Below are 18786 nucleotides of genomic sequence, written 5' to 3' on the forward strand. Positions count from 1 at the left end.
CGAGGTTCCGGTCATGGCTGCGGCGCGCGATCCCCTGGTCCTGATCGTCGAGGACGATCAGGACATCAGCGCGCTGGTGGCCCGCTACCTCGGCGACAACGGCTTCGAGGCCGAGGTGGCGCGCGACGGGACGGCCATGGACGCCCGCATGGCGGTGCGCCGGCCCGACCTCGTCATCCTCGACATCAACCTGCCGGGCGAGGACGGGTTGTCGCTCTGCCTGCGCCTGCGCAACGCCGGCGGGCCGCCCGTCATCATGGTGACGGCGAAGGGCGAGGACCTGGACCGCATCCTCGGCCTGGAGATGGGCGCCGACGACTACCTGCCAAAGCCCTTCAACCCGCGCGAGCTCCTGGCCCGCATCCGCGCCGTGCTGCGCCGGCACAACGCCGGGGCCGAGGCGCCCGCGACCGCCGGCGCGGCGCGGATCATGCGCTTCGCCGGCTGGACGGTGGACCGCGGCGCCCGCCGCCTCACCGACCCCGACGGCGCCCGCGTGGCGCTGACCAGCGCCGAGTTCGACCTCCTGTCCACCTTCTGCGACCACCCCGGCCGCGTGCTGTCGCGCGAGCGGCTGCTCGACCTGACGCAGGGGCCGGGCAGCCTGTCGCAGGACCGCAGCGTCGACATCGTGGTGAGCCGCCTGCGGCTGAAGATCGAGAAGAACCCCCGCGAGCCCGACTTCGTGCAGACGGTGCGCTCCTCCGGCTACATCTTCTCGCCCAGCGTCGAGGCCGAGGCGTGAGGCTGCGGAGGCTGCTGCCGGGCCGGATCGCCACGCAGCTGATCCTGCTCGTGGCCGTGTCGGCGGTGATCTTCCACCTCTGCATGAGCGGGGCGTTCCTGCTCAACCGCGCCGGCTGGTTCCGCCCGCTCCACCCCGGCACGATCACGCGGCTCGACCACGCGGCCGAGATCGTCGGGGCGGCCCCGCCGGCCGACCGCGAGGCCGTGCTGCGCGCCGTGGCGCTGGCCGACCCTGAACTCGTCCTGCGGCTGGAGCCCGCTGGGGCGCCCGTCCCGCGGGGGCGCCAGTCGCTCGTGCTGGCCGACGGCACGGCCATCAGCGCCGCCACGGGCGCGTCGCGCCGCCGCGGGCCGGACCCGGCGCTGATCGCCTTCGCGACGCTGACCTTCGTGGCGCTGTCGACCACGCTCTTCGTGGTCTGGGCGGTGCGCGGCGTGACGGCGCCGCTGCGCCGCGTGTCCGACGCCGTGGAGGGCTTCGCGCGCGACGCCGCCTCGCTGCGCGCCCCCCAGCCGCTGCCCGAGGAGGGCCCGGCCGAGATCGCCGCCCTGGCGCAGGGCTTCAACAGCATGCAGGGGCGCATCGCGCGCATGATGCGCGAGCGCACCGGCATGCTGGCCGCCGTCAGCCACGACCTGCGCACGCCCATCACCCGGCTGCGGCTGCGCGCGGAATTCGTCGACGACGCGCCGCTGCGCGAGCTGATGCTGCGCGACCTCGGCCAGATGGACGCGATGGTGCATTCGGCCCTGTCCTTCATCCGCGACGGACGGGTGGAGCGCGAGCCGACGCGGCTCGACCTCGCGAGCCTGCTGCGCACCGTCTGCGACGAGGCGGCCGACATGGGCCACCGCGCCCGCTACGGCGGGCCGGACCACCTCGTCATCTCGGGCCACGAGGACGAACTGCGCCGCGCGGTGGGCAATCTCGTCGACAACGCCGCGCGCGTGGAGGCCGAGGCCACGGTGGAGCTCGCGCGGGAGCCGGACGGCTCGGTCGCCGTGACGGTCACCGACGACGGGCCGGGCATCCCGCCCGAACGCCTCGACGAGGTGATGCAGCCGTTCCGCCGCGGCACGGACGACGAGGCGCGGAGCGGCCCGTCCGGCTTCGGGCTCGGCCTGCCCATCGTGCAGGCCATCGTGCAGGCGCACGGCGGCACCCTCACGCTGAGCAACCGCGAGCCGCACGGGTTGCGCTGCCGCATCGCCCTGCCGGCGAGCTGAGCCCATCCCCGCGGGCCGGCGGCTCCCGGCGCCCCGAGCCGTCAGACCCGCGAAACGCCCGCTCGCCAGGATGCGGCACTGCCGTTACGGCAAAGACCACGCCGACGCCCGGACCCGTCCCGAATGCCATCCCAGCGCAAGCTGATCTCCGTCCTCGCCCTGTCGCTCTCGCTCGGCGCCTGCGCGCTGACCCCGCGCGAAGGCTTCACGGCCGCCGACCAAGCCGCGGCCGTCGTGCCGGGCTTCGGCCCCGTGCGCGCCTGGGGCGACGGGCCCGCGCGCGACCTCGCCCGCGCCGTGCTGGGGTCCGTGCCGGGCCGCGGCGACGTGAACGTCCTCGCCCTGTCGGGCGGCGGCGCCGGCGGCGCCTTCTCGGCCGGGCTACTCGACGGCTGGACGCGGCGCGGCACGCGCCCCGCCTTCGACGTCGTCACCGGTGTGTCGACCGGCGCGCTGATCGCGCCCTTCGCCTTCCTGGGCCCGGCCTACGACGCCACGGTCGCGAAGCTCTACACGGGCGACGGCGCGGGGGGCGTCGCCGAGCCCGCCAACCTCATCGCCATCGCGACCGGCGACGGGCTGCTCGACCCCGGCCCGCTCCGGCGCATGGTGGACAGCTACTGCACGCCGGAGTTCCTGGCGCAGATCGCGGCCGAGCACCGGCGCGGCCGGCGCCTGCTCGCCGTGTCCACCAACCTCGACGCCCAGCGCCCGGTGGTGTGGGACATGGGCGCCATCGCGTCGAGCCCGAACCCCAGGGCCGCGGCGCTGTTCCGCGACGTGCTGGTGGCCTCGGCCAGCGTGCCGGCCGTGTTCCCGCCCGTGATGATCGAGGCCGCGGCGGGGGACCGCGCGGTGCGCGAGATGCACGTCGACGGCGTCGCCACGGCGCAGATCTTCATCCGCCCGGACGCGGTCGCGGCCGCCGCCCCGCGCCGGCGCGTCCACGTCTGGGCGGTGGTCAACAACACGCTGCCGCCGGAGTTCAGCCTCACCGCCAAGGGCACGCTGCCCATCGCCTACCGGTCGCTGTCGACCGTGTTCAAGGCGCAGACCGCGGCCGAGGTGACGGCGGCCTCGGAGACGGCGCACCGGCTGGGGCAGGACTTCGAGCTCGCCTACATCGACCGCGCCGTGCCGTTCGACCCGACGACGCCCTTCGGGGCGAGCTACATGGACCAGGCCTTCGCGATCGGGGCGCGGGAGGGCCAGGACGGCAGCGCCTGGCACCGCGACCTCAAGGGGCTGGGCGAGCCGGCGAGGCCGTGAAGGGGAGGGCCGAAGCCCTCGGCGTCGGACCACACGGAGGCGACCTTTCGGTCGTCATCCCGGGCGTAGCGTAGAGGAGACCCGGGATCCAGTCGGTCCGACCGGGTGTGACCTGCCGAGGTGGCGCGCCGCCGCACCGCTGGATCCCGGCTCGAGGCCGGGACGACAGCCTCCGATGCGGCAGTCAGGGCCTCCGGAGATCCTCGGCGAGGCCGCGCCGAACGCCCCCTCACTCCTCCTCGTCGCCCATCAGCTCGTCGAGTTCGCGCGCCACCGCGCGGGCGTCCTCCTCGGAATGGCCGAGCTGGGGCATGTCGTTGACCACGGCCGGCAGGTCCGTGGCGACGTCGACGACGGTCCAGCTCCCGTCGTCCTCCTGTCGAACCTCGTAGCGCGGCGCCATGCGTCTTCCCCCGGGTGGTCCGGCGGGGAGTCTGCCCCGCCGGACCCGCCGCCACAAGCGTCAGGGCGCCGGGTTCTGGTGCACCTGATGGATCGCGTCGATCCGGTCCTCGAGCTCGGGCGAGATCGCGACGTCCGCCGATCCCAGCGCGGTCTCGAGCTGCGGGAGCGTGGTCGCGCCGATGATGTTGGAGCACACGAACTTGCGGCTCGTCACGAAGGCCAGCGCCATCTGGGTCGCGTCGAGGCCGAACTCCGCGGCGAGCTTCAGGTAGGCGTCGATCGCCTCGGCGACGCCGGGCTTCTCGTAGCGCTGGCCGCGGTTGAACAGCGTCGTGCGGGCGCCGGCCGGGCGGGCGCCGTTCTGGTACTTGCCGGTGAGGTAGCCCTGGCCGAGCGGCGAATAGGCGAGCAGGCCCACGTCCTCGCGCATCCCGATCTCGGCGAGGCCCAGCTCGTAGTTGCGGTTGACGAGGTTGTAGCTGTTCTGGATCGAGGCGACGCGCGGGCCCCGGCCGGCGTCGGACTCGGCGAGAAAGCGCATCGTGCCCCAGGCCGTCTCGTTGGACAGGCCGACGTGGCGGATCTTGCCCTCCTCGACGAGGCGCCCGAGCGCGCCCAGCGTGTCGGCGATCGGCACGGAATCGTCGGGGCGGGGGAGGTCGCGGAACACGTTGCCGCCGGAGCCGAACAGGCTCACCACGCGGTCCGGCCAGTGGAGCTGGTAGAGGTCGATGTAGTCGGTCTGGAGCCGCTTCAGGCTGCCCTCGACGGCGTAGCGGATGTTGGCCTCGTCGAGGCGCGCGGGCTTGCCCTCGGGGCGCAGCCAGTCGTTGGACGAGCGGCCCGACACCTTGGACGCGATGACGATGCGCTCGCGCCCGCCGCGGCTCTTCAGCCAGGTGCCGATGATCCGCTCGGTGGAGCCCTGCGTCTCGGCCTTCGGCGGGATGGAATACATCTCGGCCGTGTCGATGAAGTTGATGCCGCGGCCGATCGCCAGATCGAGCTGGGCGTGGCCCTCGGCCTCGGTGTTCTGCTGGCCCCAGGTCATGGTGCCGAGGCAGATCGACGTGACGTCGAGCCCGGTGCGACCGAGCTTGCGCTTTTCGAACATGTGGGGGTGTCTCCGCCGGGTCGCGGCGCCCGGCTTCGGCATCACCCATAGCGCATCGCAGCGGCGGCCGGAACGCGGCCGCGAAGATCGCATGCGATTCGGATCGCGGGGCGGGGAGGCCCGGTTCAGTTCATCCCGCCGGCCACCACGACGAGGCGCTTCACCTGGCCGTTCTGGTAGGCGCGGAGGAAGGCCGCGTAGTCGCGGAACGACACGCAGCCGTTGGACTGGCCGTTCGGGCCCAGCATGTAGGTGTGGGCGAGGAGCCCGTCGCGGCCGAAGACGCCGCCGCCGCCGACGGGGTTGAGCCGCAGCGCCTGCACGCCGTGGAACAGCGACTCGCGCAGCGACAGGTCGTAGAGGTGGGGCGGCGTCGGCCCCGTGTTGCGGGCCGTGACGTGGCGCGGGTCGTCCATCTTGCCGCCGAGGCCCGAATGGGCTTCGAGCTTGGAGCCGTCCGGCATGTAAACCGTGTGGGCCGAGATGTCGTAGACGGCGGTGTAGCGGTCGCGCGGGGTCGCGGGGCTGCCCGGCAGGCCGGCGCGGCCGAACAGGCCGTCCTCCGGCGACGCGTAGCCGAGGGCCGAGCCGGACGGCTTGAACGCGCCGAAGAACTTCTCGAGGAAGCCGCGGTTGTCGGCCGGCGCCGCCGCGGCCACGGGGCCCGGGGCCGCCAGGGTCGGCGCCGTGTCGGTGTTGCGCGCCAGGGCGCGGCGGCCCTGGCGGTACTGCTCGGGCGCCGCCCAGGGGAAGGCCGGGCGCGGAGTCGGCAGCGGAACGGTCTCGACCTGCGGCTTCGGCTCGGCCGACGCGAGGGCGGCCGGGGGCAGGGGCGGCTCGGCGGCGGGCGCGGGCGCCTCGTCGTGCGCGCCGGGCAGGGGGACAATCATGGCGAAGCCCGGCCCACTTTCGGGCACGACGGCCACCACGGGGCCGGGCTGAGGCTTCTCGACGGCGCCCGCGGGCCCGGCCGCGGCGAAGCGCGACGCGAGCGGGGCGCTGTCCGCGAGGGCGGCGGGCGACGGGCCGCGGGCGAAGCCGGGGTCGATCAGCGACGCGCCGGGCGCGGCGGGCAGCGCCGGCACGGCCTGGGGATCGGCTTCGGCTGTGGCTCCTTCGGCAGGGGCTTCCGCGCGCGGTTCGGCCCGCGGCAGGTCGGGCAGGGCCGGGGACGGCGGGGTGTGGAAGGCGGCGGTGAGCCGCGCCGCGCCGGGCGCCAAGCCGAAGGGCTGCACGCCCATGGCGCGGTGGTCGAGGAGCCAAGAGCCCACCAGCACGCCCAGCGTCACCGCGCCGGCCCCGGCGATGGTCCATGTGGAATGCCGCTGGGACAGGCGGCCGTGGTCGAACGGGGCGACATCGCCGGTGGTGAACGTCGCGTCGGTCATTCGCCTCGCTCTCGAGATCGGCCTCGCGCGCCCCGCCGAAGCGTTGCGCGAGAACCACACCGGTCCTGTGAATGCACATTGGGGCCGAGTTTGGTTAATCGGCGCTTAAATTCGCGGAACCGCGTCGCAATTCCGGAGTTGCGGCGGGCCCGGACGCCGCCGCGCCGGGTCGGCCCGGCCGATCGTGTCGAGGCCTTGTCGGGCGCGCGTCGGCGGCGTGGCGATGCGGCGGCGCAGGGCGGCGATGCACGCAACCGCGCACCCGAACGGCGGGCCCGCACGTTGGGAGCGTGGGGCGGTCCCGCGTTCGAGCCGGACATCCCGCCCGGAGCCTGACCGATGACCGACGAGACCGAATACGCGCCGCCGACCGTCTGGACCTGGAAACAGGGCAACGGCGGCCAGTTCGCCAACATCAACCGCCCCGTGTCGGGCCCCACGCACGACAAGGAGCTGCCGGTCGGCCGCCACCCGCTGCAGCTCTACTCGCTGGCCACGCCCAACGGCGTGAAGGTCACGGTGATGCTGGAGGAGCTGCTGGCCGCGGGGTTCGGCGCCGCCGAATACGACGCCTGGCTGATCAAGATCGGCGAGGGCGACCAGTTCGGCAGCGGCTTCGTGGGGGTGAACCCCAACTCCAAGATCCCGGCCTTGATGGACCGGAGCGGGCCGGAGCCGGTGCGCGTCTTCGAGTCGGGCGCGATTTTGCTCTACCTGTCCGAGAAGTTCGGCGCCTTCCTGCCGAAGGCGCATCCGGCCCGCACCGAGGCCCTGAGCTGGCTGTTCTGGCAGATGGGCAGCGGCCCCTACCTCGGCGGCGGCTTCGGCCACTTCTACGCCTACGCGCCCACCAAGATCGAATACGCGATTGACCGCTTCGCCATGGAGGCCAAGCGCCAGCTCGACGTGCTCGACAAGCGCCTCGCCGACAACGAGTTCCTGGCCGGAGCGGACTATTCCATCGCCGACATGGCGGTCTGGCCCTGGTACGGCGCCCTCATGCAGGGGAAGATGTACGGCGAATCCGCCACCTTCCTGTCCGTGTCCGAGTACCGGAACGTCAAGCGCTGGACCGACGCGATCGCGGCGCGCCCGGCCGTGAAGCGCGGGCGCATGGTCAACCGCATGATGGGCGACCCCTCGGAGCAGCTCCACGAGCGCCACGACGCCGCAGACTTCGACACCAAGACGCAGGACAAGGTGGCCCCGGCCGCGTCCTGAACCGCGAGCGCCCCGACACTGAGTTCGCTCCTCAGTGGTCTTGCCCGACGATATGCGTCACGATGGCGCGCCGCCGTCGCCCGGCCGAGGCCGGACGGCGGGGCGGGCACGGTGGCCGACATGGCGGAACGCGGGGACGAGCTGATCGACCGGATCTACGAAGCCGGGCTGGTGCCCGAGCTTTGGCCGGCCGTGCTGGCCTCGATGGCGGACCGGTTCGACGGGGCGGGTGCGGTGCTGATCGCCGGCGACCGCGGCTCGACCCGCATCACCTGCTCGACGGGCTTCGAGGGCGTCGTCTCGGGCTTCGTCGAGGAGGGCTGGGCCGCGCGCAACCGGCGCATGGAGCGCGCCCGCGCGAAGCGGCATCCGGGCTTCATCACCGAGCACGACCTGTTCACGCTGGACGAGCTCCTCGCCGACCCGGCGCTCGAAGGCTTCTTCCTGCCGCGCGGCATCGGCGGCGAGCTCGGCACCCTCATCGCCATGCCGACCGGCGACGACGTCCTCGTCACGGTGCAGCGGCGCTTCTCGCTCGGTCCCGCCCCGGCCGCCGCCGTGGCGGAGGCCGACGCGCTGCGGCCCCACCTCGCGCGCGCGGCGCTGCTGTCGGCCCGCATCGGCCTCGAACGCGCCCGCGCCTCCGCGGACGCGCTGCAGGCGGTCGGCCTGCCGGTGGCGGTGCTGGCGGCGGGCGGCCGGGTGCTGACCGCCAACGCGCTGTTCGACGCGGCCACCCCCGCCGTGGCGCGGGAATGGGGTGGCCGCGCGGCCCTGGCCGACGCGCGCGCCGACGCGCTCCTGGCCGAGGCGCTCCGCCATCTGCCGGGGGAGGGCGGGACGCGGTCGATCCCGCTGCGGGCGCCGCACGGGCGCTCACCGCCCGGCGTGGCCCACCTCGTCCCGATCCGCCGCTCGGCCCACGACGTCTTCGTCGGCGCCGCGGCGTTGCTGGTGCTGACCTTCCCCGGCGAGCGCCGCCGGGCGGACGCGGACCTGCTGCGCGGCCTCTTCGACCTCACGCCCGCCGAGGCGCGGGTGGCGCAGCTCGTGTGCGAGGGGGAGCTGTCGATGCCCGAGGTCGCCTCGTCGCTGCGGATCTCCTACGAGACGGCCCGCAAGCACCTGCGCTCGGTGTTCGGCAAGACCGGCACGGGCCGGCAGTCGGAGCTGGTGGCGCTGCTCGGGCGGATCGCGGGGTGAGGGCGGTCCCGCCGCCGGCGGGTCACCCCCACAGCCCCCGCGCCGCCGCCTTGGAGGCCACGAGCCTCAGCCGCACGAGCCGCGACAGCACGGCCTCGGGCGCCTTGCCCGTGGCGGCGCAGATCTCGTCGAGGTCGCCCGCCACCGCGAAGCTGGCCTGGAGCTTCGCGTCGTCGCGCGCCGTCCACTGCGCGGCGGCGGCCTCGGGATCGGGCGCGAAGGGCGCGACGTCGGCGGGGTCGACCGAATAGTCGCGCCTGGAGCCCGCCCTGGCGTCGCTCCGCGCCCGGCTCGCCGCCGGGCCGGCCGGCACCGACGCGGCGGGGGCGGAGCGCTCCGGCCGCGGGGGCAGGGGGCGCGGCTCCTTCTGCCAGGGCAGGCCGAGCGGCATCAGCACGTCGGCGTCGGGGTGCTCGGGGTCGGTGCCGGCGTGGGCGTCGCCGGCGAACTCCGCCACGAAGCGCGAGCGCTTCGAGGCGCTGCCGCCGCGCTCCGCGGAATAGGTGAGGCCGAGGATGCGCTTCGCGCGCGTCACCGCCACGTAGGCGACGCGCCGCTCCTCCTCGATCTCGGCGCCGGCGACCGGCATCACGCCCTCCTCCAGCCCCACCACGAAAACCGCCTCCCATTCGAGGCCCTTCGCGGAATGCACGGTGGACAGCACCACGGCGTCCTCGGAGGGGCGGCGCAGGGCGCGGCTCTGCTCGGCGATGCGGTCCATCAGCGCGTCGAGCCCGTCGCAGTCGGCCGCGAGGGCGGCGAGCGCGTCGCACAGGTTGGTCCAGTCGCGCTGCTCGCGCTCGGCGGACTTCTTCGGCAGCGCGTCGCCCACAACGCGGCGCGCGTGGCGGCAGGCTTCGGCGAAGGAGCGCACGGGCGGCACCTTGTCGAGCCGCCGCCGCACGCTCTCGCCGCGCTTGCCCGTGCCCATCTTCTCGATGGCGCGGCGGTCGTCCGCGTCGATCAGGTAGAACAGCGCGCCGAGGAACAGCTTCGCGGCCGGGCTCTGCCACAGATCGCCGGCGCCGCGCACGTCGAAGGGGATGTGCAGGGCTTCCAGCGCGCCCTGGAACGCCATGCCGGTCGAGCCCGCGCGGTAGAGCACGGCGATCTCGTGGTAGGGCATGCCGTTCTGCAGCAGCGTCTGGATGGCGCGCACCACCTGGCGCACCTCGGCGTCCGGCGTGGAATAGCCGCGGATCGCCACCGAGCCCTCCGCCTCCAGCGCCGGCCCGTAGTCCTTGGTGAAGCGGTCGCGGTTCTTGGCGATGAGCCGCTTGGCGCCTGCGACGATCTCCGGCGTCGAGCGGTAGTTCCTGTCGAGCAGGTGCAGCACGGCGTCGGCGTGGCGGCGCTTGAAGTCCAGCGTGTAGCGGATGTCGGCGGCGCGGAAGGTGAACAGCGTCTGGTCGTCGTCGCCCACCGCCCACAGGTGCACGCCGCCCGAGCGGAAGTGCTCGATCAAGCGGTGCTGGCCGAGGTTGATGTCCTGGTACTCGTCGACGAGCAGGTGGTCGACGGCGCCCGCCACCGCGCGGCCGTAGGCGGGGTGGTCGCCCACCGCGCGCAAGAGCCGAGGCACCATGTCGGCGAAGTCGATGGCGCCGGCCTCGCGCAAAGCTTCCTCGTAGACGGCGAAGAACTCGGCCGCGCGGTGGCCCACCTCGTCGTCCCGCGCGAGGCCGCGCCGGTAGGCCTGCGCGTCGAGCAGCTGCTCCTTGGCGCCCGAGATGATGTCGAGGATGTCGCCCTCGTCGTTCCAGTACATGCGCCTGGAGCCGAAAACGGCGCGGCCCTGGTGGGCGCCCCACACGTCAATGCGCTCGGGCAGGCCGGCGAGGTGGGGTTTGCGTTGCAGGCAGCGCAGCGCCAAGCTGTGGAACGTGTAGACGCGCAGCTCGGCCGGGTTGTCGACGTCGAGGTCGCGCGCGATGCGGACGCGCATCTCCTCCGCGGCCTTCTTGGTGAAGGTCAGCGCCATGATGCGGGCGGGGTCGATGCCGCTGTCGCGCAGGTGGCGGAAGCGCCCGACCAGCGTCGACGTCTTGCCCGAGCCGGGGCCCGCCAGCACGAGCTGGATCGGGTGGTTCGAGCTGGCGGCGCGGCGCTGGGACGGGTCGAGGTCGGACATCGCGCCCCTCATGCCACAGGCGGAGCCGGCGCGGAATGCGGCGGCTGCGGCGCTTCCCCGCGCCGCGGGCGCCCGGCGGCTCCGCGCCCTATATCGGGCGCGACGACCGGGATGCCATGACGACCTTCTTCACCGCCGACACCCACATCGCCGACGCCCACATCCTGCGCATGCGGCCCTTCGCGACGATCGACGAGCATGACGCGGCGGTGATCGCCCGCTGGAACGGGCGCATCGGCCCCGACGACGACGTGTGGCACGTCGGCGACGTCTTCGGCGGGGTGGGACGCGAGCGCTGCGCCGCGCTCTTCGCGAAGCTCAACGGGCGCAAGCGCCTCGTGGTCGGCAACCACGATTCCAACCGCGTGCTGGAGCTGCCCTGGGCCGCCCCGCCGGTCGAGCACGCGCGGCTGACGCTGAAATCGTCCTCCGGCGTCGAGGTGCGGCTCTACCTCGCCCATTACCCGATGCGCTCCTGGCCGGGGCTGTGGCGGGGCACGCGCCACCTCCACGGCCACACCCATTCCATGCTGCCGGGCACCAGCCAGTCCTGCGACGTCGGCGCCGACGCCTGGGACTACGCGCCCGCGACCCTCGACGAGGTCATCGCGCGTCAGGACGCAACGGAAGCGCTGCCGGAGGAGCTGGCCGTGTGGGCGGCGCGGCGGCGGGCGGGGGAGTAGGGAGGGCTTTTCCGCTCATCCCCGCGCAGGCGGGAATCCAGCAGATCGAGTCGGCCGAAGGCCGTCGATGTTCTGCACGGTCCAACAACGGCTCACGTGACGGAACGGGCGGCCTACGGCCGGACATCCGGCGCTGGATCCCCGCCTGCGCGGGGATGAGCGGAAGGGATCGGGCGTCAGCCCTAGCTCACCGCCCGTTCGCCCGGCCCAGCACCCCCTCGATCGCCTCCGCGGCGTCGAGCACCGCCCAGTCGTCGCCGCCCCGGCCCATCACCATCAGCCCGGCCGCCAACCCCTCCGGCCCGGTCATCGGCACGGTGGCGGCGCAGCCGTCGACGAAGTTAACGCGGCTCGGGTTGCGCAGCACCAGTGCGTTGAGCCGGTCGAAGTCGCGCTCCACGGCCGCGATCGTCGGCGCCACCACGGGCACGGTCGGTCCCACCAGCACGTCGAACTCCCCCGCGAGCGCGCCGTAGGCGGCCCGCGCCTCTGCGCGGCGGCGGCGCGCCTCCGAGAGCGTCTCCGGCGTCACGCCCGCGCCGGCCCGGATGCGGCGCAGCACGCGCGGGTCGCCGACCGCTTCCAGCCGGTCCACGTGGGCGGCGTGGATCGCGTGGGCCTCGGCGGCCACGATGGCGGCGTTGACCTCGGACGCTTCGGCGAAGCAGGGCACCGCCACGTCGCGCACGGCGGCGCCGGCGCGCGATAGCTCGGCCAGGGCGCGGGCGTAGGCGTCGCCCACCACGTCGTCGAGCCCGTCGGCCAGCACGGTCGACACCGCGCCGACCTTGAGCCCCGCGACGCCGCGCCGCCTGCCTTCGGGCCGCGCCTCGCCCGACAGCACGGCATGGACGGCGGCGCAGATGGCAAGCGTCGGCGCGATGGGCCCGAAGCTGTCGTAGGAGCCGGAGAGCGGGAAGCCGCCGGCGAGCGGCACCGCCTTCTGGCTCGGCTTCCAGCCCGCGAGGCCGTTCAGCGCCGCGGGGATGCGGATCGAGCCGCCCGTGTCGGAGCCGAGCGCGGCGTCGCACAGGCCGAGCGCGACCGACACGCCGCCGCCCGACGACGAGCCGCCGGGGATGCGGGACGCGTCGCGCGCGTTGCCGGGCGTGCCGTGGTGCGGGTTGAGCCCCACGCCCGAATAGGCGAACTCGCTCATCGTCGTGCGGCCGAACGGGACTGCGCCGGCGGCGAGCAGCCGCGCCACGGCGGGCGCGTCCTCGGCCGCGGGCGCCCGCTCGCGCAGCAGGACCGAGCCGGCCGTGGTCACGGTGCCGGCCTCGTCGAACAGGTCCTTGATCGACACCCGGAGGCCGTAGAGCGGCAGCGGCTCGCCGGCGCGGCGGCGTCGCTCCAGCGCGCGGGCGACCGCGTAGGCGCGGTCGGCGTCGAAGCGGGTGAAGATCTTCGAGGCTTCGGCGAGGCCCAGCGCCATCACGCGGTCGATGCCGGCGCGGGTGCTGTCGGCGGCGCGGAAGCGGAAGCGCTCCGGGTCGACGCCGAAGAACGACGTCTGCGGCGAGACGGTCAGGGCCGGACCCGGCGCACCGCCTCGACGGCCGCCTTGGCGTTGCGGGTGATGTCGGCCCAGCGGCCGGCGCGGATGTCCTCGGTCTTGGCGATCCAGGTGCCGCCCACGGCCGCGATGACGTCCATCTTCAGCCATTCGCCGAGGTTGTCGACCGTGACGCCGCCGGTGGGGATGAACTTCATGCCGAGGTGCGCGAAGGGCGCCGAGATCCCGGCGAGCGCCTTGGGGCCGCCCGCCGTGCCGGCCGGAAAGAACTTGCACAGCTTGACGCCGCGCCGCACGGCGGCGCTGAGCTCCGACGGCGTCATGATGCCGGGCGCGAAGGCCCAGCCCGACGCCATGGCCTCGTCCACGATCGCGGGGTCGAAGCCGGGCGCGAGCCCGAACTGCGCGCCGCTCTGGCGCGCCGCGGCGAGGGAGTCGAGGTCCAGCACCGTGCCGGCGCCGACCAGGAAGTCCGGCCGCTCCGCCGTCATCCGGGCCATGACGTCGGCGGCGGCCTTCGTCCGGAACGTGACCTCGGCGACCGGGATGCCGCCCTCGCTGAGCGCGTCGGCGAGCGGGATGGCCTGGGCCGCATCCTCGATGGCGATGACGGGCATGACGCCGTAGCGGCAGGCCCGGGCGAAGACGTCGTCGGTCATGTGCTGCCCCCCGTTGCGCCTCGACTCGTAGCGGCTGGCCCCGAACCCGGCAAGGGTGACGGAGCCGGCGCGGGGACACCGGCGTTCACGGCCCGTCAACCACGACGGCGTTTCCGCGAAGTTGCATCGGATTCAAGCGGATTCGGTAAGGTTGCGCAACCATCCTCGTCACCGCGCAAGGCCGGCACCCGCATCACGCGACGGGCCGGAGGCATGACGCCGCCCCGGCGCGCCGGTTCCGACCCGGACTTCCCCTCCCTCGTCGAAGCATCGGGACGGAAGCCCTTGAGCAGCATCCTCACCAACGGCGCCGCGCTGGCGGCGCTCCAGAACCTGTCGGCCACGCAGGCCGCGCTGTCCGCGACGCAGAAGCAGGTGGCGTCCGGCCTCAGGGTCGCGACGGCCTCCGACTCCGCCGCCTATTGGTCGATCGCCACGACGCTGAAATCCGACACGGGCGCCCTGTCGGCGGTGTCGGACGCGCTGAACCTCGGCGCTTCCGTGCTCGGCGTCGCTGCGGCGGCGGTGACGAGCGCGATCACGCTGATGAACCGCATGAAGGCCGACCTCGTCACGGCGCAGCAGCCCGGGACCTCCGCGGCCCAGGTGCAGACCGACATCACGGCGCAGCAGCGGAGCCTCGTCGCCGTGCTGGGATCGGCCTCGTTCAACGGCGTGAACCTCCTCGACGGCTCGTCCGGCACCGCCGCGAGTTTCGTGGCCTCGTTCATGCGGAGCGCGTCCGGCGCGACGAGCCTCGGCACGGCCACGCTGTCGACCACGGGCGGCATCACCGTCAACGGCAACAGCTACACGCTGAACGGCACCCAGCTCGTCGGGCCGGGCGGCCTGCTGTCCACCGGCTACCTCGCCATCCCGGCGCTGAACGTGGGCAGCGCGGCCTACGGACAGGCCGGGACGGGGCCGGGCGCGGGCACGTACCAGGCGGCGAGCTTCCTGTCCTTCGACATCTCGTCGGCGAGCCTCGGCGACATCCAATCCTTGGAGCGCGCCGTCGACCTGCTGGAGCCGGGCCTCGTGGCCGCCGCCGACCGGATCGCGACGGTGCAGAGCACGGTGATGAACCAGCAGACCTACGTGTCGGCCCTGTCGGACGCGCTGACCTCGGGCACGGGCGCGCTGGTCGACGCCGACATGAACGTGGCCTCGACCCGCCTGCAGGCCCTGCAGACGCAGCAGCAGCTCGGCGTGCAGGCCCTGTCGATCGCCAACGGGGACAGCGGGCTGATCCTGAAGCTGTTCGGCCGGTGAGGCGGGCTGGCGCCGCGGCTGCGCCCTGTGGTCCGCGCTGCTCGGCGAGGGGGCCGAGGCGGAGGCGCAGCCGATGGAGCGCGGCCCGTGGGGCGACTACGCGCGGGAGACGGCTCCCTCGTTCGGCGGGCTTCCGGGGCCGGTGCGGGCGCGGCTGCTCCGGGACGCGCGCTCCCGTCCCCACGTCCGGATCATCCTGCCTGGTGCCGCCGCGTGACGAAGAGGGCCGCTTCCTCGAGCTCGAGGAAGCCGAGATCGCTCACCTCATCAGGGCAGCGGCCTTGTCGGCTCCGACATGAGTCGGACGGAGACGCCGGGTCACTATGGGTACACCCATGCCGAATTGTAGTGGGTAGTGGCCCACGACGTTCGATCGGCAACCGATCAGGGAAGAAAGGTGTACATTCCTTCCCGACACGACGATCTGATATGGGTGGATTCAAAACGTACCAACTAACTGTCTGTTTTGTCTGAGTTTTCGAACGTCGGTCGCGTCGACATCGCCATGTAAGGGTCGACGTTCGAAAACCTTCACAAAAGCGGTCCTTAGCCTCATGCTAGGCAGCGGACGTTCCCGGACCAGCGGTCCCCAGCAGCTATCGTCGATGCGCTTGCTCTTACCCTACGAGTCCGTCTACCTCGGCGAGGAGGGTTGGTAATGGCGACCGTTGTGACTGTCATGAATATGAAGGGGGGCGTGGGTAAAACCACCGTCACCGCTCATTTGGCTGGAATTCTGGGTTTACAACCGGTAGGGGGTAAGCCGCCGCTCCGCGTACTAGCTATCGACTATGATCCGCAGTTCAATCTTTCTCAGGCGTACATACCTGCGAAGCAGTACTTCGCTCTGGAAAAGGCGCGGAAGACGACGCTCGCCATTTTAATGGATGACGGCACCGCCCTTAGAGCTATTTCCGATCAGGTGGGGTCGTAGGCATCGTAGCCAGCCGCGGCGAGGTAGTTACGGCACTCGTCAGGGGTGAAGCGGGTGAAGGCTTTCCGGATGGCGACGCGCAGATCCGTGACGGTGCGGGCCGCCGCTGTGCGAAGCAAGGCCTTCAGCTTGGCGAAGGCGTTCTCGATGGGATTGAAGTCAGGGCTGTATGCCGGAAGGTAGAGCAAGCGAGCCCCCGCTGTTTCGATGGCCTCCCGCACGCCTTTCACCTTGTGAGCGCTTAGGTTGTCCATCACGACCGTGTCGCCGGGCCTGAGAGCCGGGATGAGGATGTCGGTGACGTAGGCCAGAAACCGCGCCCCGTTTGTGGCGCCGTCCATCAGTTCGATCGCAAAGGGACCGCTTCCCCGCAGGGCCGCCGTGACCGTGGTGGTCTTGTAGTGCCCGTGCGGCACCGCGATGCGGCAGCGCTCGCCACGCCTGGCCCGGCCATGGCGGCGGGTCATGTTGGTGGCCGCCGCTGTCTCATCGAGAAAGACGACCCGCTCGGGGTCCACGTCGAGTTGACCCTCGAACCAGTCCTCGCGCGCCTTCATCACGTCGGGACGGCTTTGCTCGGCGGCGTGCAGATCCCTTTTTTACGGCTGATCTTGTGGCGCGCGAAGAAGCGGTGCAGCCCGCTCGTGCTCGTGCTGACACCCTTCTCGCGCAAGCTTTCACGCAGCTCGCGCAGGTACGCCTGCGGCTCCGCCTCGCACGCCTGCAGGATCATCTCCGCGTGGGCCTCGATGTTGCGGGAGCGCTGGTCTCCGCCCATCGGCTTGGCCGCGACCACGCCTTCGGCCCGGAAGCGGGCTTGCCAGCGGATCGCCGTCGCGATCCCGACACCGAAACGCTCGGCCGCCTGGCGGCAGGAGGAGCCCGCCTCAATAGCGGCCAGAACACGCTCGCGTAGGTCCGCAGACAGGGCTCTTGGCATCAGGGGCATCCCGCAAAGGTAGCCCTCACCGAATCACAACCCGACCGAAACCGCTACACCGTCCCGAATCAAACCGGACGGAAACAGCTCTAACCCATATCAGCTTCAGGTGCCGGGCAATCACACGCCCCCGAAAGTAGCGGATCTCGCAACGAATTGCTTGAAGCAGGCTCACGGCCCCGGCAAGCTTGACGTTGTTCCATCAACTTTGGATCTGATGTACATCGCACTTGGGCAAGCGAATACTAAAGTTGATCCAATCGAGGAGCGGTTTGAGAAATTCATAGATGAAGCACGTAAATCGTATGATGTAATTTTCATTGACTGTCACCCTGCCGGTTCGCTGTTTACGAAAACATCCCTGACAAATTCCGATTTCGTTCTGATCCCCGTAATGCCACAGAAATACTCTGTACGCGGTATTGGTTTGATGTTCGCCTTTATAAAAGCTAAGAAAAAGGGAACAGCAAGCCCTCAACCTATTATACTATTTAACTCAACCGCCCGAGTTGGTACTTCTAGTGAGGAGGCGGCGATCCGTGCTGATCCAACTTATGCTGCATCATGCATGACCAGCACGCTCAAATGGTTCAAAGCGTTTAGTGAGCCGGAAGGTGGTAAAAATTTTGTTTGGTACAGCGGAAAACCCTATAGTACCCAGGCGTACTTAAACTTGTCCTCTGTCGCGAGAGAGTTCAGAACGAGGATTGGGTTATGATAAAATCTCTTCGTTATAAGATGCTGTTGCGCACTCTTTTGTCAAGTGTTATGGGTTCTAGGCTGTCGAGCGCGGAACTTCAGTCTTTATCGGATGAACTTCGCCGAGGACAGTTATCAGACGAACTTGCCTACATGATCGACCTGATAAATAACAAGCTTGGAACCGATGACGAGACGAATTCTGACGATGAATTCTTTAAGTCCATCATGGGTTTGATACGGCAGCAGAAGATCTCTAAAGCAAATGTTATCAGCATTATGATGAGTCTTGGTGTATCGTCTATAAGTTCGTCGGCATCCATATCAACATTAATCAAAGAATTCCTAGTTAGCGCTTCTCCCGGAATGCGCCGAAAATTTATCGATGTTTTGCAATCATCGTCGCCAAGCGACCCATATCTGGCGGGAATATCAAATACACGGAGGTAAAATGTCTCAGTTATTGGACGAATTGACGAAAGTCAACTGGTCGCAGAACATTACAACCTCATTAGCTCATGATGGGACTGGTACTGAAATAGACCGCGCCGCGCACCGTCTTGCTGTCTGGTCGAAGCAGCTTGAGACGCTCGACGCTGGAAACCCCGCACTGTCGTTCATACGAGAGATGCAGATTGCGATGCAAAGTTGCGGCGTGCTGATTGGCCTATGCATTTACAAGCAGTCGGCGGCGGCAGCGAGAACAATGGTTGAGACATGTTTATAATACAGTTTTTTCCGAACTCACCCAGTCGAACTACGGACATTGGTGTCCGACCCGAAATTCTACGTTTCGAAGATGGAGATTGTGGAATTCCACAAGACTCACACACCGTCGTTTAGCGAATGTCAGGCAGCATTTGGTCTCGTCGGGCGGCTACAGACTTGGTATTCTGAAATGTCTGCCGTGGTGCACGGACAGGTGCCGGGAGTGTGGAACGCACACTCGGCGATCCACGAAATAGCGTTCTCAAAGCCGACGCATGATCGGGCGGTTGCTGCGGTCATGAAGGCCGAACAGCTCTCACATGAGATATTGCTGTGCACCGCCGGCAAAGAGCTTTGGTCAGGGATTGCTCCGGATGCGAAGCTCGTTCTTTTGAAGGGTATACCGGGAGCTACAAAGGCAGCACTGGCTTTGGACTCCAAATGATGGGATCGCTAAACGAGCGAACGTTGCTAGCGGCAGCTATAGGTCGGCTCCAGCCGGAGCATCTGATCTAATTAGGGTATGCCCGAAGCGAACCCTCCCGGCGTCGGTCTACCATGCTGGCGCTTGACCACCCGAAACAGACTTTTCAAAACAGACCATCTAAATCGAACCGGGCACCGGCATGCGATCGCGAACCGTGTCGCGACGGCTTCGGAGCGGCGTGGC

At 70.4% G+C, this 18786-nt stretch carries 17 protein-coding genes; 10 read left to right on the top strand and 7 right to left on the bottom strand.

Translation table 11 applies throughout. The annotated features are described in order from the left end of the window. Positions 1-13 precede the first annotated feature (13 nt). From L7N97_RS18585 to L7N97_RS18595, 3 genes are all read left to right on the top strand, one after another. Entirely contained in the window at positions 14-745 is a 732-nt protein-coding gene (locus L7N97_RS18585) for a response regulator (protein ID WP_237479781.1), read from the top strand. Next, on the top strand, positions 742-1974 hold the full coding sequence (locus tag L7N97_RS18590; RefSeq protein WP_237479782.1) for an ATP-binding protein: 1233 nt from the start codon (positions 742-744) through the stop codon (positions 1972-1974). The genes L7N97_RS18585 and L7N97_RS18590 overlap by 4 nt, the downstream gene beginning before the upstream one ends. Before the next feature lie 123 nt (positions 1975-2097). Further along, positions 2098-3243: a patatin-like phospholipase family protein gene (locus tag L7N97_RS18595; protein WP_237479783.1), complete on the top strand. Its 1146-nt coding sequence runs from the start codon at positions 2098-2100 to the stop codon at positions 3241-3243. Positions 3244-3472: 229 nt separating this feature from the next. On the opposite strand, the gene L7N97_RS18600 is transcribed toward L7N97_RS18595, so the two are convergent. The 3 genes from L7N97_RS18600 to L7N97_RS18610 form a co-directional block, all read right to left on the bottom strand. Next, a complete protein-coding gene (locus L7N97_RS18600; RefSeq protein ID WP_237479784.1) occupies positions 3473-3646 on the bottom strand; it encodes a hypothetical protein in 174 nt (57 codons plus the stop codon). 60 nt (positions 3647-3706) lie between these two features. Next, the gene (locus tag L7N97_RS18605; RefSeq protein ID WP_237479785.1) at positions 3707-4762 is read right to left on the bottom strand and encodes an aldo/keto reductase; all 1056 of its coding nucleotides are present in this window, start codon (positions 4760-4762) and stop codon (positions 3707-3709) included. A 125-nt stretch (positions 4763-4887) separates the two neighbouring features. Beyond that, positions 4888-6150, bottom strand: a complete 1263-nt coding sequence (locus L7N97_RS18610) for a tlde1 domain-containing protein (protein ID WP_237479786.1) — start codon at positions 6148-6150, stop codon at positions 4888-4890. Between the two features lie 339 nt (positions 6151-6489). On the opposite strand from L7N97_RS18610, the gene yghU reads away from it, so the two are divergent. Then, entirely contained in the window at positions 6490-7371 is an 882-nt protein-coding gene (gene yghU, locus L7N97_RS18615; protein ID WP_237479787.1) for a glutathione-dependent disulfide-bond oxidoreductase, read from the top strand. Between the two features lie 120 nt (positions 7372-7491). Then, positions 7492-8574 carry a helix-turn-helix transcriptional regulator gene (locus L7N97_RS18620; RefSeq protein WP_237479788.1) on the top strand — a complete coding sequence of 361 codons (1083 nt, stop codon included), beginning with the start codon at positions 7492-7494 and terminating at the stop codon, positions 8572-8574. A 22-nt stretch (positions 8575-8596) separates the two neighbouring features. Here L7N97_RS18620 and L7N97_RS18625 read toward each other — a convergent pair whose 3' ends face one another. Continuing rightward, entirely contained in the window at positions 8597-10705 is a 2109-nt protein-coding gene (locus L7N97_RS18625) for an ATP-dependent helicase (protein ID WP_237479789.1), read from the bottom strand. Between the two features lie 116 nt (positions 10706-10821). Here L7N97_RS18625 and L7N97_RS18630 point away from each other — a divergent pair, with 116 nt between their 5' ends. Further along, the gene (locus L7N97_RS18630; protein ID WP_237482303.1) at positions 10822-11388 is read left to right on the top strand and encodes a metallophosphoesterase; all 567 of its coding nucleotides are present in this window, start codon (positions 10822-10824) and stop codon (positions 11386-11388) included. A gap of 187 nt (positions 11389-11575) precedes the next feature. On the opposite strand, the gene L7N97_RS18635 is transcribed toward L7N97_RS18630, so the two are convergent. Then, positions 11576-12823 carry an amidase family protein gene (locus L7N97_RS18635; protein ID WP_237479790.1) on the bottom strand — a complete coding sequence of 416 codons (1248 nt, stop codon included), beginning with the start codon at positions 12821-12823 and terminating at the stop codon, positions 11576-11578. Positions 12824-12915: 92 nt separating this feature from the next. Then, complete coding sequence (locus L7N97_RS18640) at positions 12916-13563, bottom strand: bifunctional 4-hydroxy-2-oxoglutarate aldolase/2-dehydro-3-deoxy-phosphogluconate aldolase (protein ID WP_237479791.1); 648 nt, start codon at positions 13561-13563, stop codon at positions 12916-12918. A gap of 285 nt (positions 13564-13848) precedes the next feature. Here L7N97_RS18640 and L7N97_RS18645 point away from each other — a divergent pair, with 285 nt between their 5' ends. Then, the gene (locus L7N97_RS18645) at positions 13849-14835 is read left to right on the top strand and encodes a flagellin N-terminal helical domain-containing protein (RefSeq protein WP_237479792.1); all 987 of its coding nucleotides are present in this window, start codon (positions 13849-13851) and stop codon (positions 14833-14835) included. Positions 14836-15493: 658 nt separating this feature from the next. Continuing rightward, entirely contained in the window at positions 15494-15769 is a 276-nt protein-coding gene (locus L7N97_RS29845) for a ParA family protein (RefSeq protein WP_428981005.1), read from the top strand. Here L7N97_RS29845 and L7N97_RS18655 read toward each other — a convergent pair. Further along, a protein-coding gene (locus L7N97_RS18655) for an IS630 family transposase (protein ID WP_237479793.1) occupies positions 15754-16709 on the bottom strand; the annotation gives its coding sequence in 2 pieces (ribosomal slippage) (positions 15754-16370 and positions 16370-16709; 957 coding nt in all). The genes L7N97_RS29845 and L7N97_RS18655 overlap by 16 nt on opposite strands. 160 nt (positions 16710-16869) lie before the next feature. Between L7N97_RS18655 and L7N97_RS18660 the strand changes: the two genes are divergently transcribed. After that, positions 16870-17427, top strand: a complete 558-nt coding sequence (locus tag L7N97_RS18660; protein ID WP_237479794.1) for a ParA family protein — start codon at positions 16870-16872, stop codon at positions 17425-17427. A gap of 750 nt (positions 17428-18177) precedes the next feature. Beyond that, positions 18178-18561: a hypothetical protein gene (locus L7N97_RS18665; RefSeq protein ID WP_237479795.1), complete on the top strand. Its 384-nt coding sequence runs from the start codon at positions 18178-18180 to the stop codon at positions 18559-18561. Positions 18562-18786 lie beyond the last annotated feature (225 nt).

It is taken from the genome of Lichenibacterium dinghuense (assembly GCF_021730615.1).
Taxonomy (GTDB): Bacteria; Pseudomonadota; Alphaproteobacteria; order Rhizobiales; family Beijerinckiaceae; genus Lichenihabitans; species Lichenihabitans dinghuensis.